General features: G+C 73.3%; 16 protein-coding genes. 8 read left to right on the top strand and 8 right to left on the bottom strand.

The window, feature by feature from the left end:
* Nucleotides 1–12: 12 nt before the first annotated feature.
* Nucleotides 13–870: a universal stress protein gene (locus tag ACZ3YL_RS04225; RefSeq protein ID WP_465655282.1), complete on the bottom strand. Its 858-nt coding sequence runs from the start codon at nucleotides 868–870 to the stop codon at nucleotides 13–15.
* A gap of 294 nt (nucleotides 871–1164) precedes the next feature.
* Between ACZ3YL_RS04225 and ACZ3YL_RS04220 the strand changes: the two genes are divergently transcribed.
* The 8 genes from ACZ3YL_RS04220 to ACZ3YL_RS04185 all read left to right on the top strand — a co-directional run bounded on the left by ACZ3YL_RS04220 (nucleotide 1165) and on the right by ACZ3YL_RS04185 (nucleotide 7660).
* The gene (locus tag ACZ3YL_RS04220) at nucleotides 1165–2313 is read left to right on the top strand and encodes a 4Fe-4S dicluster domain-containing protein (protein WP_465655281.1); all 1149 of its coding nucleotides are present in this window, start codon (nucleotides 1165–1167) and stop codon (nucleotides 2311–2313) included.
* A 38-nt stretch (nucleotides 2314–2351) separates the two neighbouring features.
* A complete protein-coding gene (locus ACZ3YL_RS04215) occupies nucleotides 2352–3149 on the top strand; it encodes an FAD/NAD(P)-binding protein (protein WP_188308991.1) in 798 nt (265 codons plus the stop codon).
* A 5-nt stretch (nucleotides 3150–3154) separates the two neighbouring features.
* Complete coding sequence (locus ACZ3YL_RS04210; RefSeq protein WP_188309016.1) at nucleotides 3155–3937, top strand: NADH-quinone oxidoreductase subunit B family protein; 783 nt, start codon at nucleotides 3155–3157, stop codon at nucleotides 3935–3937.
* Nucleotides 3934–5229 carry a Ni/Fe hydrogenase subunit alpha gene (locus ACZ3YL_RS04205; RefSeq protein ID WP_188308992.1) on the top strand — a complete coding sequence of 432 codons (1296 nt, stop codon included), beginning with the start codon at nucleotides 3934–3936 and terminating at the stop codon, nucleotides 5227–5229. The genes ACZ3YL_RS04210 and ACZ3YL_RS04205 overlap by 4 nt, the downstream gene beginning before the upstream one ends.
* Before the next feature lie 5 nt (nucleotides 5230–5234).
* Nucleotides 5235–5717 (top strand): hydrogenase maturation protease, encoded by a 483-nt coding sequence (locus ACZ3YL_RS04200; RefSeq protein WP_465655279.1) that lies wholly within the window; start codon nucleotides 5235–5237, stop codon nucleotides 5715–5717.
* A 318-nt stretch (nucleotides 5718–6035) separates the two neighbouring features.
* Nucleotides 6036–6602, top strand: a complete 567-nt coding sequence (locus ACZ3YL_RS04195) for a V-type ATP synthase subunit D (protein WP_465655277.1) — start codon at nucleotides 6036–6038, stop codon at nucleotides 6600–6602.
* A gap of 307 nt (nucleotides 6603–6909) precedes the next feature.
* A complete protein-coding gene (locus ACZ3YL_RS04190; RefSeq protein ID WP_043910359.1) occupies nucleotides 6910–7113 on the top strand; it encodes a cold-shock protein in 204 nt (67 codons plus the stop codon).
* 247 nt (nucleotides 7114–7360) lie between these two features.
* Complete coding sequence (locus ACZ3YL_RS04185) at nucleotides 7361–7660, top strand: DUF4193 domain-containing protein (protein WP_465655275.1); 300 nt, start codon at nucleotides 7361–7363, stop codon at nucleotides 7658–7660.
* Nucleotides 7661–7936: 276 nt separating this feature from the next.
* On the opposite strand, the gene ACZ3YL_RS04180 is transcribed toward ACZ3YL_RS04185, so the two are convergent.
* The 7 genes from ACZ3YL_RS04180 to ppsA all read right to left on the bottom strand — a co-directional run bounded on the left by ACZ3YL_RS04180 (nucleotide 7937) and on the right by ppsA (nucleotide 13964).
* On the bottom strand, nucleotides 7937–8758 hold the full coding sequence (locus tag ACZ3YL_RS04180; RefSeq protein WP_465655273.1) for a S1 family peptidase: 822 nt from the start codon (nucleotides 8756–8758) through the stop codon (nucleotides 7937–7939).
* A gap of 323 nt (nucleotides 8759–9081) precedes the next feature.
* Nucleotides 9082–9711 carry a hypothetical protein gene (locus ACZ3YL_RS04175; protein WP_188308997.1) on the bottom strand — a complete coding sequence of 210 codons (630 nt, stop codon included), beginning with the start codon at nucleotides 9709–9711 and terminating at the stop codon, nucleotides 9082–9084.
* A gap of 113 nt (nucleotides 9712–9824) precedes the next feature.
* A complete protein-coding gene (locus ACZ3YL_RS04170) occupies nucleotides 9825–10166 on the bottom strand; it encodes a dsRBD fold-containing protein (protein ID WP_188308998.1) in 342 nt (113 codons plus the stop codon).
* A gap of 54 nt (nucleotides 10167–10220) precedes the next feature.
* The gene (locus ACZ3YL_RS04165) at nucleotides 10221–10661 is read right to left on the bottom strand and encodes an Hsp20/alpha crystallin family protein (RefSeq protein WP_223243362.1); all 441 of its coding nucleotides are present in this window, start codon (nucleotides 10659–10661) and stop codon (nucleotides 10221–10223) included.
* Between the two features lie 25 nt (nucleotides 10662–10686).
* Nucleotides 10687–11112 carry a CBS domain-containing protein gene (locus ACZ3YL_RS04160; protein WP_465655270.1) on the bottom strand — a complete coding sequence of 142 codons (426 nt, stop codon included), beginning with the start codon at nucleotides 11110–11112 and terminating at the stop codon, nucleotides 10687–10689.
* On the bottom strand, nucleotides 11109–11282 hold the full coding sequence (locus ACZ3YL_RS04155; RefSeq protein ID WP_188309000.1) for a hypothetical protein: 174 nt from the start codon (nucleotides 11280–11282) through the stop codon (nucleotides 11109–11111). The genes ACZ3YL_RS04160 and ACZ3YL_RS04155 overlap by 4 nt, the downstream gene beginning before the upstream one ends.
* Before the next feature lie 318 nt (nucleotides 11283–11600).
* Nucleotides 11601–13964: a phosphoenolpyruvate synthase gene (ppsA, locus tag ACZ3YL_RS04150; protein ID WP_465655268.1), complete on the bottom strand. Its 2364-nt coding sequence runs from the start codon at nucleotides 13962–13964 to the stop codon at nucleotides 11601–11603.
* Between the last annotated feature and the right edge of the window lie 288 nt (nucleotides 13965–14252).

The following is a 14252-nucleotide window of genomic DNA, read 5'->3' as shown; positions in this document are numbered from 1 at the left end:
CGACCTCCTCGGTCAGGCCTGGATGCCGTTCGGGACGATCACCAGCGGGACGGTGCAGCGGTGCACCAGGGCCCGCCCGGTAGAGCCGAACAGCAGGCCGCGGAAGCCGCCGAGGCCCCTGCTGCCGATGACCAGGCAGCGGGCGCGGGTCGCGACGGCGGCCAGCATCGGAGCGGGGGAGCCGGTGAGCACCTCGCGCCGGACCCGGATGTCCGGGTACTTCTCCTGCCAGCCGGCCATGGCCTCGGACAGGTCCACCAGGGACTCCTCGATCAGGCCGGGCCGGCCGACCTCAGTGGGGCGTCGGACCTCCACGGCCTGAACTTCGGCCCCGACGAGCGACGCCTCCTCGAAGGCGAAGCCGATCGCGGCCCGGGACGCCTCCGAGCCGTCCACCCCGACCACGACCGACCCGGGCCCGGACAGATCCTCGGGCGGCTCGGGAACGAGGGCGATCGGGCAGTTCAGGTGACCGACCAGGGACGCACCCTTGGAACCGATCGGCAGCGCGGAGCGTGCCTCCGTCAGCCGGCGGATGCCGAGGACGAGCTGGGCGGCCTCGTCGGCCGCCTCGCGCAGCACCCGTACCGGGCGGCCCTCGGCCAGCTTCGTGGTGATCTCCAGCCCGGGGTGCCGCTCGGCGGCCAGTAGCCGGGCGGTGTCCAGCAGCGCGTCACCGGCGGCCCGCAGGCCGATCACCCGGTGGTGGCCCTCCTCCTCCGGCTGACCGGTCGGCCACTCCTGGGCGTGCAGCAGCTGCAGCGGCAGGCCGCGTCCGGCAGCCTCGTCCGCCGCCCAGCGCACGGCCCAGCGGCTCGCCTCGGAGCGGTCGACGCCCACGATCACGGGGCGGTTCTCGAAGCCGTTCATCGCAGACTCCTTCGTCGGCCCCGGCCGGCGCCGTCACCGGCTCTGTGCGGAGCCTTGACCACCCTCATCGTCGGCCGCCGCCGGCCGCGCGGGCAGGGCCGGTCGGTCCCGTACCGCAGACCGGTGGGCCCTGACCGGCCCCGAGCGGCGCTCACCCCGGTCAGCGATCCAGCCCGGACGGCCCCCGGCCCGGGGCCGGGCGGCCCCTGCGGAATCCCGGGGCGCGGTGGACAGTGGAACTACGCGTACCACCCACCCCCGGGAGGTACCGGGGACCGGCCCGAGGACAACCCGATGGAAACCACCACCGCACCGCTCGCCGAACTGGACGAACAGGGCCTCGCCGCGCTCGTCGAGGCCCTGCGGCAGCGCGGATACACCGTGATCGGACCCACCGTGCGGGACGGTGCGATCGTGCTCGCCGAGCTGGCCTCGGCGGGGGAGCTACCGTACGGCTGGGGCGTCGAGGCCGAGGCCGGGACCTACCGGCTGCGCCCGCGTTCGGACCGGGCGGCCTTCGCCCATTCGGCCGGGCCGCAGTCCTGGAAGACCTTTCTGCACCCGCCCCGGGCCCGGCTCTGGCAGGCCGACCGCGCCGAGGACGGCTCCTTCACCGTCCGGGACGACGACGAACCGCCACCCCGCTACGCCTTCCTCGGCGTCCGCCCCTGCGACCTGCGGGCGATCGCCGTGCAGGACCGGGTGCTGACCGGCGGCCCGTACGTCGACCCGGTGTACGGGCCGCGCCGGACCCGGGCGTTCATCGTCGTGGCCGAGTGCACCGAGCCGAGCGCGGTCTGCTTCTGCACCTCGATGGGCACCGGCCCGGGCCTGCCGCAGGGATCGTCGTACGACCTGGCGCTCACCGAGACGGCGGAGCCCGACGGCCTGCACTACCTGGTGCGCGCGGGCAGCCCCGACGGCGAGGACGTACTCGCCGCACTCCCCACCCGCCCCACTGACGGCGAGCACGCCCGCCGCGCCGTCAGCGAGGCCGCAGGGCGGATGGGCCGGACCATGGACCCCACCGACCTGCGCGCGCTGATGGCCGGCACGATGACCGCCGAACGCTGGGACCAGGTCGCCGACCGCTGCCTGACCTGCGGCAACTGCACCATGGTCTGCCCCACCTGCTTCTGCACCACCACCGAGGAGGTCACCGACCTCACCGGCGACCACGCCGAGCGCTGGCGCCGCTGGGACTCCTGCTTCGACCTCGACTTCTCCCACCTGCACGGCACCGGCCCCGTCCGCACCTCCGCCCGCAGCCGCTACCGCCAGTGGCTCACCCACAAACTCGGCACCTGGCACGACCAGTTCGGCTCCTCGGGGTGTGTCGGCTGCGGCCGCTGCATCGCCTGGTGCCCGGTCGGCATCGACATCACCGAAGAGGTCGCCGCCCTGCGCGCGGAGGACGCGACGACATCGGAGGGAGCCCCGTGACGCACCCGACGACCCCGCACCCGATGACCCCCCACCCGATGACCCCCGTCCCGTACCGGGTGCTCGCCCGCCGCCGGGAGAGCGCCGACACCGTCACCCTCGACCTCGTCCCGGTCGCCGCCCGGCTGCGCCGGTTCCGGCCCGGGCAGTACGCGATGCTGTACGCCTTCGGCACCGGGGAGATCCCGGTCTCCGTCAGCGGCATCGACGGCGCCCTGCTCCGTCACACCGTCCGGGCGGTCGGCAAGGTCAGCGAGGCGCTGTGCCGGGCCGAGCGCGGCCACTGGATCGGCACCCGCGGACCGTACGGGACGGCCTGGCAGACCCCGTCCACCGGCAGCGACGTGCTGATCGTCGCCGGCGGCATCGGGCTCGCCCCGCTGCGTCCGCTGATCGAGGAGGTCCTCGCCCGGACCGAGGCGTACGGGACGGTCTCGGTGCTCACCGGGTACCGCGACCCGGGCGAGCAACTGTTCCTCGACGACCTGCCGCGCTGGCGCGCCGGGGCGGACCTCCGGACCACAGTGGACCGCCCGGAGCCCGGTTGGCCCGGCGCCACCGGGCTGGTCACCGGCCTGCTGGACGACGCCGACTTCCACCCCGAACGCTGCGCCGCCTATCTGTGCGGCCCAGAAGTGATGATGCGCGCCACCGCCCGGGAGCTGCTGCGCCGGGGCGTACCCGCCGAGCGGATCCGGGTCTCGCTGGAACGCAACATGCGCTGCGCGACCGCCTGGTGCGGGCACTGCCAGCTCGGACCCGTCCTCGTCTGCCGGGACGGACCGGTCTTCGGCTGGGACCACGCCGAGGGCCTGCTGGCCACCCCCGAGCGGTGAGCACAATGACCCGTACCCCGCGCCTGGCGGTCTGGAAGTTCTCCTCCTGCGACGGCTGCCAGCTCACCCTCCTCGACTGCGAGGACGAACTCCTCGCGCTCGCCGGGCAGGTGGAGATCGGCTACTTCCTGGAAGCCTCCAGCCGCGAACTGCCGCCGCCCTACGACCTCTCCCTGGTCGAGGGCTCCATCGCGACCGCCGCCGACCTGGAACGCGTCCGGCGGGTCCGCGAGCAGTCCCGGCACCTGGTGACCATCGGCGCCTGCGCCACCGCCGGTGGCGTCCAGGCACTGCGCAACCTAGCGAGCCTGCCCGAGTACCAGGCCGTCGTCTACGCCCGGCCCGAGTACATCGACAGCCTCGACCGCTCCACCCCGATCTCCGCCCACGTACCGGTCGACCTGGAGCTCCGCGGCTGCCCGATCGACAAGCGGCAGCTGCTGGAGGTCATCACCGCCTACCTCGCCGACCGCAAGCCCGACATCCCCACCCACAGCGTCTGCTTCGAGTGCAAGCTGCGCGGCACCACCTGCGTCACCGTCGCCCACGGTACCCCGTGCCTGGGACCGGTCACCCAGGCCGGCTGCGGCGCCATCTGCCCCGCGTACGGGCGCGGCTGCTACGGCTGCTTCGGGCCGATGCAGACGCCCGACACCCGGGCCCTGCTGCCACTGCTGCGCCGCGACGGCGTCACCGAGGCGGACGCCGCCCGCCTCTACCGCACCTTCAACGCCGAGGCCCCCGAGTTCTCCGAAGCGGCCCGCCAGGCGACCGAGGAGGCCGAATGACCCACCGCACCGAGCGGCTGCTCAGCGTCGGCGCGCTGGCCCGCGTCGAGGGTGAGGGCGCGCTGCACCTCGCCGTCCGCGACGGCGAGGTCGAGGACGTCCGGCTGCAGATCTACGAGCCGCCGCGCTACTTCGAGGCGCTGCTGCGCGGCCGCCGGTACACCGAGCCGCCCGACCTCACCTCGCGCATCTGCGGGATCTGCCCGGTCGCGTACCAGATGAGTGCCTGCCGCGCGGTCGAGGACGCCTGCGGGGTCGTGGTGGACGGACAACTCGCGCGGCTGCGCCGGCTCCTGTACTGCGGGGAGTGGATCGAGAGCCACACCCTGCACATCTACCTGCTGCACGCCCCCGACTTCCTGCGCCTGCCGGACGCCCTCGCGCTGGCCCGCACCGACCCCGCCCTGCTGCAACGCGGGCTGCGGCTCAAGAAGGCCGGGAACGAGATCGTCGAGACGCTCGGCGGACGGGCGATCCACCCGGTCAACGTCCGGCTCGGCGGCTTCCACCGCCTCCCTACCCGCGCCGAACTCGACCACTTGGCAGCGGTGTTGAGTCAGGCCCGGACCGATGCCGAGGACACCCTCGGCTGGGTGGCCGGGTTCGACTTCCCGCCGCTGACCGTCCGGCACGAACTCCTCGCCCTCACCGAGTCGGACGGCTACGCCATCGACTCCGGCACCCCGACCGGCACGCTGGCCGGATCGTTCCCGGTACGGGACTTCGAGCAGCGCGTCCGGGAACGCCAGGTGCCGCACTCCACGGCCCTGCACGCCACCCTCGACGGCCGGCCCCACCTGACCGGGCCGCTTGCCCGCTGGAACCTCGGCAGCGAACGCCTGCCCGCCGAGGTCCGCGTCCTGGCCGCCGAGGCCGGACTCGGCGCGCGCTGTGACAACCCCTTCCGCAGCATCGTGGTCCGGGCGGCGGAGGTGTTGTGGGCCGTCACCGAAGCGCAGCGGATCATCGAGCGGTACGAGCCCCCACCCGCCCCTGCCGTCCCGGTCCGGCCCCGGGCGGGTAGCGGGTTCGGCGCCACCGAGGCCCCGCGCGGGCTGCTGTACCACCGCTACGACCTGGACGAGGACGGGATCGTCCAGCGGGCCGTCATCGTCCCGCCGACCGCGCAGAACCAGAGCGCGATCGAGGCCGACCTGCGGGCTTTCGTCCAGCCCCGGCTACACCTGGACGACGCGGAGCTGACCCGCCGGTGCGAACAGGCGATCCGCAACTACGACCCGTGCATCTCCTGCGCGGCGCACTTCCTCACCCTCAGCGTGGACCGGAGGTGACGGGCATGGCCGGTGAACGCGTCGTCGTCATCGGCGTCGGCAACGAGTACCGTCACGACGACGGCGTGGCTGTGGCCGTCCTGGCGGAACTCGCCGCCGGCGGCCCGGCCGTCGACCGGATCACCCTGTGCGACGGCGAGCCCACCCGGCTGATGGAGCTGTGGGAGGACGCGGACCTCGCGGTCGTGGTCGACGCGGTGCACAGCCATCCAGGGGAGCCGGGCCGGATCCACCGGGTCGACGTCGACGCCGACCACCTCCTCGCCGATCCACTGGCCGGGGAGGACGCGGCGGCCGGCACCCACGGCCTGGGCCTCGGCCACGCCGTCGCCCTGGCCGCCGCACTCGCCAAGCTGCCGCGCGAACTGTTGATCATCGCGGTCGAAGGTGCGGACTTCTCGATCGGCGAGGGCCTGAGCCCGGCCGTCGCCGACGCGGTGCCGCGCGTCGTCGCCGAGGTCCGCCGAGCGGTGCGCGCCCGGCGATGACGGCCCGGCAGGGTGGCGCCCGGCGGCGTCGGCAACCGGCTCAGGACGACGGCACCGGCGATGAACGCGGCCGACCGGCCTGGCGGAAGGGGTCCATTGGGCTCTGTCGTCGCCATGGCGGGTGCGGTGCAGTGGTGGTACCCACGAGGACCGCCGACAGTGTCGGGGGCGGGAGGCAGGGATGGACCACGACGGGCCGGCGATCGAGCTGGCCGCACTGAGCAAGTCGCACGGTCGCAAGGTGGGTGTCGACGGAGTGGCCGTTCGCTCCCCGGGAACGCCGGGCGGCTGGCCGCCCATCTGCTCGGACCCCGGGCTGTGGCAGCCGCGTCGTTCGAGGAGATCGGTCGCACGCTGGCGGCGGACGCGCGGCTCCGACGACTGCGCGAAGACGAGAGGGCGGCCGAAGCGCGGTGGCGGGAACGTCTCGCGGAGGCACGGACGTGGCTCCTGCGCGGACTGCTGGTGAGCGGGGAGGGCGCGTTGGAGGCGGCGGCGGTCGCCGACCGGATGGACGTGGCCATCGAGTGGACCGCCTCCATCGGAGTGCGCCACCCGCCCGGTGCCTTCTGCACCGACGCGGTCCGGGCCGCCCACGAACCGGCCCCGGGCAACACCGCACTGGTGCACGTCGAGAGGGCCTACCGCGAGGCGGTCCGCGCGGCGGCCGGGTACGCCGCACACCGGACGGCGGCCCGGCTGGTGGAGGAGGAGGCGGCCCGGACCGGCCGCTGGGTCCGAGCCCTGCGCCGGTACCGGATCCCGCGCCTGACAGCCGAACTCGCCGTGGTGGAGCAGGCCGAGTACGAGGACGCGGTCCGCCGCCGCTGGGCGGCACGCCGCACCGGAGATCGACATGGGCACCATGGCGCTCGGTTCCCGTGAGGGGCTGGTACCCGTCATCGCTCTCCTTCGAGGCCGACTCCTCTCTCAGGGGCGGCCGGCGCCAGGCCTCCCGCACCTGTTCGGCGCTGGAGTCCGGGCACCCGGTCGGGCCCGCCAGCGGCTCGCCGCCCTGGCTGTGGCGTCCCGCGCGGTGTAACGTTTTGATCAAGCAATCGTGGTTCCGAAGTTCTCGCCCGCGGTGACACGTCGTGGGCGTTCTTGCTGTTCGACGCCTCTCCGGACCTGGGCGATCACCCGTCGGGCCCGCACTCTTGGGGCCCGACCAGTTCCCAGGAAGGGGAAGCGCATGGCTACCGGCACCGTGAAGTGGTTCAACGCCGAGAAGGGGTTCGGCTTCATCGAGCAGGACGGCGGCGGCCCTGACGTGTTCGCCCACTACTCGAACATCGACGCCCAGGGCTTCCGTGAACTCCAGGAGGGCCAGCGGGTGACCTTCGACGTCGTGCAGGGCCAGAAGGGTCCGCAGGCGGAGCACATCCGTCCCGCCTGACCTCCAGCGCATGAGCGGGCGTTCCGCATGGATCCGTGTGCGGGACGTCTCCTTCTCTCCGCCTGTGCGCCGCACACTCCCTGGCGGCCGTACCCGGAGATTCGCAGCGGGAGCCGGCACAGTTGTGGGGCCGGATGTGCCCCGGCGCAGTCCACCCTCTGCGGCTGTCGACCCGCGACATGCAACCCGGCTCACACCACCCCGACGCACCGGGTGACTTCTGCGACCCACGCGAGGAGCGAGCACTATGGCAACGGACTACGACGCCCCACGGCGCACCGAGGACGACAACGAGGAGAGCCTCGAGGAGCTGAAGTCCCGCCGTGAGGAGCGGCGGCCCGGAGCGGCAGGCCTGGACGGGGCCGAAGAGGTGGAGAGCGTGGAGCTCCCCGGAGCCGATCTCTCCGGGGAGGAGCTGACCGTCAAGGTCCTGCCGGAGCAGCCGGACGAGTTCGTCTGCGCGACGTGCTCCATGGTCCACCACCGCAGCCAGATCGCTCATGCGGACGGCCAAGGCAGGCTGGTCTGCCGCGACTGCGCCCCCTGACAGCGGTCGTCACGCTTTCGGCTCGGACGGCGTCGGTGCGGCGAGTTCCGCGGTCAGGACGGCGAGCCAGGCCGGAATGTGGAACTCGCTGCCCGGAGTCGATGGATGGCTCGGTGCGAGTTCGGCCGGTTCGAGCGTGCAGCGATGACGACCACCGGGGCGGGAAGCCGAGGCTTCGGGACGTGGCAGCCCGGCCGTCTGACGGCCTCGGTCCCCGCCGTGTGCGTCAATTCGCCTTGACCTGCCATGAGATCGCTGGACGGGCGCGTCCGCGGTTCAGCTGTTCGCGTGGATGGTGGCGCGGATCCAGTCGGCGTAGGCGGGGGCGCTGCTGTAGAGGCCGGGGCCGGAGGAGCAGGGGACGTGTCCGCCGACGCCGGGGCCGGAGGTGACGCCGATCAGTTCCCAGCGTCCGCCCCGGCCGCGCTGGATCTGGGGTCCGCCGGAGTCGCCGAAGCAGGCCATCGCCTGCGGGATGCGGCTGACGGTGCACAGCCGGGTGGGGCCCGCGTAGCCGGGGTCGCACTCGGATTCGGCGGCCCGGCGGGTGTCGAGCTGCTGGAGGTGGTCGGGGAACCTCAGGCCGCCGAGGTCGTTGGTGTCGACGACGGTGCCGAAGCCGAGCAGTCGGGTCGGGGTTCCGGGGTCGCCGGGGCGTTCGGCGATGGGGATGGGCCGTTCCGTGACGGGGCGGTCGAGGTGGACCAGCGCGACGTCGTTCAGGTTGGGCCCGACTCCCTGTCCCAGCTGGTAGCCGGGGTGGGTGACGGTGCCGGCGATCGCGCGGACGGTGCCGCCGGACTTTCGTTCGTCGCTGCCGATCCGGACGGTGCCGGCCGGCTTGACGAGGGTCGGGTCGACGCAGTGGGCGGCTGTCAGCACCCACTGGCGGTCGATCAGGGAGGCGCCGCAGACGCCGTCGTCCAGGCCCGGGGCCGACACCGGGACGGAGGCCATGAAGGGGTAGCGCTGGGTGGCGTCCGTTCCGTTGACGATCGCCCCGGCACTGCCGGCCGTCGCGACGGCGCACCCGGCGGCGACCACGGTCACGGTCGCGACGTGGGCCGCACGACGCTTCATGAACTTCCCATTGAACATCAGGGATTCTCCTTCGGAGGGGGGATTTCCTGCTGCCCTCAGCCTTCCTTTTCAAGATCCACAGGACTATCCGGGCAACCGGCGTACGGAGGGTGGGGATATCCCCCTGTCGTCGGCCCCGGCCTGGACGCCGCGGACCGACCGGCCTGACCCCGCAGTCGCTGACCGTCCGTGACACGGCCGATGCACTGACGAATCCCGGGTGTGAGGAGGGATTCGGCGACGAGGACCTCGCGCCGCCCGGGATCCCGACGGCGGCGCGGCCCGGCGCTCCGGACGGCCGCCCTGCGCTTCGATCGCTGGGCGGGGCCCGTTGCCGGCGGTCAGCTGCCGGCCGTGACCGTGTCGGTGGCCGAGACGGACGCGTCGACGTCCATGCCGAGGTTGACCAGCCGCCAGTCGCCCTTGACCTGGCCGAGGGTGAAGGTGAGGGCGAGCTGCACCTGGCCCGAGCCCTGCTTGGTGCTCAGGATCGCCTGCCGCAGGGTGTGCCCGTCCACGGTCACGTCCGCGTCGGTGACCACGCTCTGTCCGCCGGCTTTCGGTGTCTGGCGGGTGACCTGGAAGTCCGGTGTGTGGACGGCCTGGACGAAGTTCTGGTGCAGGGAGTTCACCACCCGGGTGAAGGCGGCCTTCGGGTCCTGCTGCGGGGAGGTGCCATCCGTGGTCGGGGGGAGCTGGGTGAGCGTCCACGCTTGGTCGACGTCCCCTCGGTAGACGTCGGTGAGCCAGGCCTCCAGCACCCTGGCCGGCCCGTTCGCGGCCGCCGTCGCACCCGCGGTCGGGGTGGGCGTGGACGCCGGGGCCTGCGTCGGCATACCAGCCGGGGCGGTGGCGGGGCCCGCGGTGGGCGTGGACGCCCCGGCCGCCGCCCCGGAGCCACTCGCCGAGCAGCCCGCGACGGCGAGCGCGAGGAACGGAACGGCTATCGCGCTGCGCAGGAACAGGTTCACGGTGGTCTCGACCTCTGTTCGGTGCGGATCGGGAAACAACAGGTGCGCGCCCAGGCTAGGACCCGCACCTTCCGCTCCCAACCGCGCCCCTGCCCGGCTGATGCGGCCGTCGTTCAGATCGGCGCCCCTCCTGTGGGCCATGTCGGCGGGAGCGACGATCGAGACCGTCCGGTGCCGGCGATGGCGTCGGCCGGGGCGTTGGCGGTCGAGTCGGAGCGGCCGGCGCGCAGGAGCTGTTGGCCGAGGTCGATGAGGGCACGGGCGGCGGCGTACTCGTCGCCGATCTCGGGCACCGGCGGGTCGTGGGGGTTGCGGTGGGCGGTGGTGCGGGTTTCCAGGACGTTGTCGCCGGTGTCGAGAACCGCGTGGACCTTGGTCTCGTCGCCCTCCTCGAAGAGGTCGAGGCGCAGCTTCCACTGTTTGGTGCGCATCGTCGGCGGGGCGTTCGTGGTCATGTCGGGCCTCCTCGGGCCGGTCGGGCCCGGAGCGTCTCCGGGCCCGGAGCGGGATCAACTGCCCCGCGTGATCTGGATCTTGCGGGCGGGTTTCCTCGCCTCGCCGATCGGTGCGCGGACGGTCAGGACGCCGTGGTCGTACCCGGCGGTGACGTCCGCCTCCTGCACACCGGCGGGGAGCCGGACGCTGCGGCTGAACGAGCCGTAGCGGAACTCGGAGCGCTGCTTGTCCTTCTTCTCCTCGCTGCGCTCGGCCTGGACGGTCAGCACGCCGTCGTCGACGCTGATCGTGATGTCCTTGTCCGGGTCGACGCCGGGTAGCTCGGCCTTGAGCTGGTAGACGCCGTCGGTCTCGGACTCCTCGATGCGGATCATGTGCTCGCTCGTCGGCGGGCGGAAGTCGGCGGGGAAGTCCTCGAGAAGGTCCGGCAGCGACAGCCACCGGTAGCCGAAGGGGAATCTTCTGAGCAGGTCGCCGGCCATGGTGGGCTCCAATGCAGAGTTGTTTCCTCAGGTGGACTCAGACCGCGGTCTCGGGCAGCGCGTCGGCCGAGACCGGAACGAGCAGGTCGAAGAGCCGCTGGACGACGTCGCGCAGCAGGTCGTCGACGGTGAGCATGCCGACCGGGCGGCCGTGGTCGAGGACGGGGATCCGGCGGACGCCCGAGACGCGGAAGGTGCGGTAAGCGGAGTCGAGGTCGTCGTCGGTGTCGACGGTGGTGACGGCCGTCGTCATGAGGTCCGCGACCGGTTGCCCGGGCCCGTGGCCGAGGGCGAGACCGCGCAGGGCCAGGTCGCGATCGGTGAGGATGCCGCAGAGGCGGCCGTCCAGGGTGACGAGGACGCAGCCGACGGCCTCCCGCGCCATCCGCTGGGCGGCGTCGAAAGCGGTCGCGCCGACGTCGACGGTGACGGGCGGGGTGGTCATGAGGTCGGCGGCCTTCACGACGGGTGTCCTTCCGGTGCGTTTCCTTCGTCGGTGTCGCGCGCGGAGACCGTGACGGCGGGTGGCCGGTCGAGCGCGACTTCCGGGGTGGAGCGGGCCACCACTACGGTCCGCTCGCATCCGGGGTGCATGAGCTGCTGGAGGATGCTGCGGGTGTCGTCGGTCCGCACGATCGTGCCTCCAGGGGGCTCAGGGGCCGGCCCGGGGAGCCGGGCCTCCGGTGTCAATCACACCGCCGTCGGGCGCCGCGCGGCAGGGCCGCTCGGCCCCATCGGCGAGGGCCAGAAGGGGACGGCCACGGCCCGCCTGCGAGGCCGGGCGTACCGGGGAGACCGGTGCACGCGAGATCCGGACAGGCGGGCCCTGAGCCGCCCTGGAACCGGCGCCCCGTCCCGCGAACCCGTCCGGGCGTTCACACGGCCCGGGCGTTCACACGGCCCGGGCGTACTCGGGCGCGGTCGCCGAGGAGCGGTTGGGGGCGGCACCGCTCACACAGTGGCCTCGGCCTCGGCCACGGCGTGCTTGACAGCGGCGAAGCTGTCGGGGGTGACGGAGATCGAGTCGATCCCGGCCCCGACCAGGAAGCGGGTGAAGTCCGGGTCGTTGCTCGGGCGTTGGCCGCAGAGGCCGACGTGGCGACCGGCCGCGTGGGCGGTGGCGATCAGGGTTTCGATGCTGCGGGTGACGGCAGGGTCGCGTTCGTCGAAGAGGTGAGCCAGCAGCCCGGAGTCGCGGTCGACGCCCAGGGTGAGCTGAGTGAGGTCGTTGCTGCCGATGGAGAAGCCGTCGAAGCGTTCGGCGAACTGTTCGGCGAGCAGGATGTTGGCCGGGATCTCCGCCATCACGTACACCCGCAGGCCGTTCGAACCCCGGGCGAGCCCGGCGTCGGCCATCACGGAGAGGACCCGGTCGGCCTCCCCCGGGGTGCGGCAGAACGGGATCATCACCACGACGTTGGTCAGCCCGAGCTCGTCGCGGGCGCGGAGCAGCGCCCGGCACTCCAGGGCGAAGCCCTCGCGGTAGCCGGGGTCGTAGTACCGGCTCGCGCCGCGCCAGCCGATCATCGGGTTCGCCTCGGTCGGTTCGAAGGGCGCGCCGCCGACCAGCCGGGCGTACTCGTTGGTCTTGAAGTCGCTGGTGCGCACCACCACCGGGTCCGGCCAGCGGGAGGCGGCGATCCGGGCCACGCCGTGGGCCAGCCGGTCCACGAAGTAGTCGGTGCGGTCCGGGTAGCCGTGGGTCAGTTCGTCCACCAGCCGCCGGTCCTCGGTGGAGAGCAGCTCGGGGTGGACCAGGGCCATCGGGTGGACGCGCACCTGGTGGGCGACCACGAACTCGGTCCGGGCCAGGCCCACGCCGTCCGCCGGCAGCCGCCACCAGCGGAACGCGGCGCCGGGGTCGGCCAGGTTGAGCATCACCTTGGTCCGGGTGGCCGGCAGCGAGCCGAGGTCGGTCTCGGTCGCCTCGTAGGCGACCCGGCTCGCGTACACGTGACCCTCCGCGCCCTCGGCGCAGGAGACCGTGACCTCCCGCCCGTCGGCCAGTACCGCGGTCGCCGAACCGGTGCCGACCACCGCCGGCACGCCCAGCTCCCGGCTGACGATCGCGGCGTGCGAGGTGCGCCCGCCGTGGTCGGTGACGATCGCGGCGGCCTGCTTCATCAGCGGCTCCCAGTCCGGATCGGTGATCTCCGTGACCAGCACGCCGCCCTGCGGGAAGCGCTCCAGCCCGACCGGCTCGGCCAGCGCGCACACCGGCCCGGCGCCGACCGCCTCGCCCACCGCGATGCCGTCCACCAGCCGTTCGCCCGTACCGGTCAGCCGGAACCGGTGCAGCACCTCGCCCCGACGCCGGGACTGCACGGTCTCCGGCCGGGCCTGGACCAGGAACAGCAGCCCGCTGACACCGTCCTTGGCCCACTCCAGGTCCATCGGGCAGCCGTAGTGCTCCTCGACCGCGATCGCCCAGTCGGCGAGGGTGCGGATGTCTCCCTGGCCGAGTACCGGGCGGGACCGCTCGTCCTCGTCGGTGTCGACGGTCGTGGTCGAGCCGCCTTCGCCGTACACGGCCTTCCGGCGCTTCGCACCCAGCTGCGCCTGCACCACCGGGTCCAGGTGGTGGTCCTTGAGCACCGGCTTGAACACGGTGTACTCGTCGGGGTCGACCTGGCCGCTCACCACCGTCTCGCCCAGTCCCCAGGCGGCGCTGATCACCACCACACCCGGGAAGCCGGTCTCGGGGTCCAGCGTGAACACCACCCCCGCGCCCGCGAGATCGGACCGCACCATCACCTGCACCCCGACGGACAGGGCCAGCGAGAGGTGGTCGAAACCCATCCGCTCGCGGTAGTCGATCGCCCGGTCGGTGAACAGCGAGGCGTAGCAGCGTCGGCAGGCGTCCAGCAGGGCGGCGGCCCCCCGGACGTTCAGGAAGGTCTCCTGCTGGCCCGCGAAACTGGCCTCCGGCAGGTCCTCCGCGGTGGCGCTGCTGCGCACCGCGACGTCGGGGTCCTGGCGCCCGGCCTCGCGGGCGAGGTGTTCGTACGCCGCCAGGACGTCCCGGGCGAGCGCGGCGGGCAGCGGAGTGGCCAGGACGTCGGATCGGATCGTGGCGCCGACCGCGGGCAGCGGGGCGCCCTGGTGCAGCCGGTCGATCTGCTCGGCGATCCGCTCGTGCAGGCCGCCGGTGTCGAGCAGCTCACGGTAGGCGTCGGCGGTGGTGGCGAAGCCGTCCGGTACCCGGACCCCGGCGGGAGCGAGGCCGTTGATCAGCTCGCCCAGTGAGGCGTTCTTGCCGCCGACCAGGGCGACGTCCGCCCGGCCGAGATCCCTGAAGCGGATGACACGGCGCATGACTGCCTCCGGGCGCGCTGGCAGGATGGCCCCCGGCGCCGTACACGTCGGGGGCCCCGTCCCTGCCACTGTCCGCCCGGCCGGGCCGTCGGGCCCAGGGGCGCACGCCTCCCGGAAGCAGGTCCGACCGGTCGTGGGGGGAGGGCCGATCGGCCCTCCCCGGAGGGAACCGGGTCGGACTGGTGCCGTGCCTCGCCGACGGTGAGTTCGGCGCGGTGCGGGACGGCGAAGCGGGGGTGGACGGCGGCGAGCCGGTGGGGCAGGTGCCGGTCGCGGGCCATCGCCAGG

The organism is Kitasatospora sp. NPDC023176, assembly GCF_055560495.1.
Note: the sequence above shows the minus strand (reverse complement) of the source record. Positions and strands in the feature narration are given on the sequence as shown.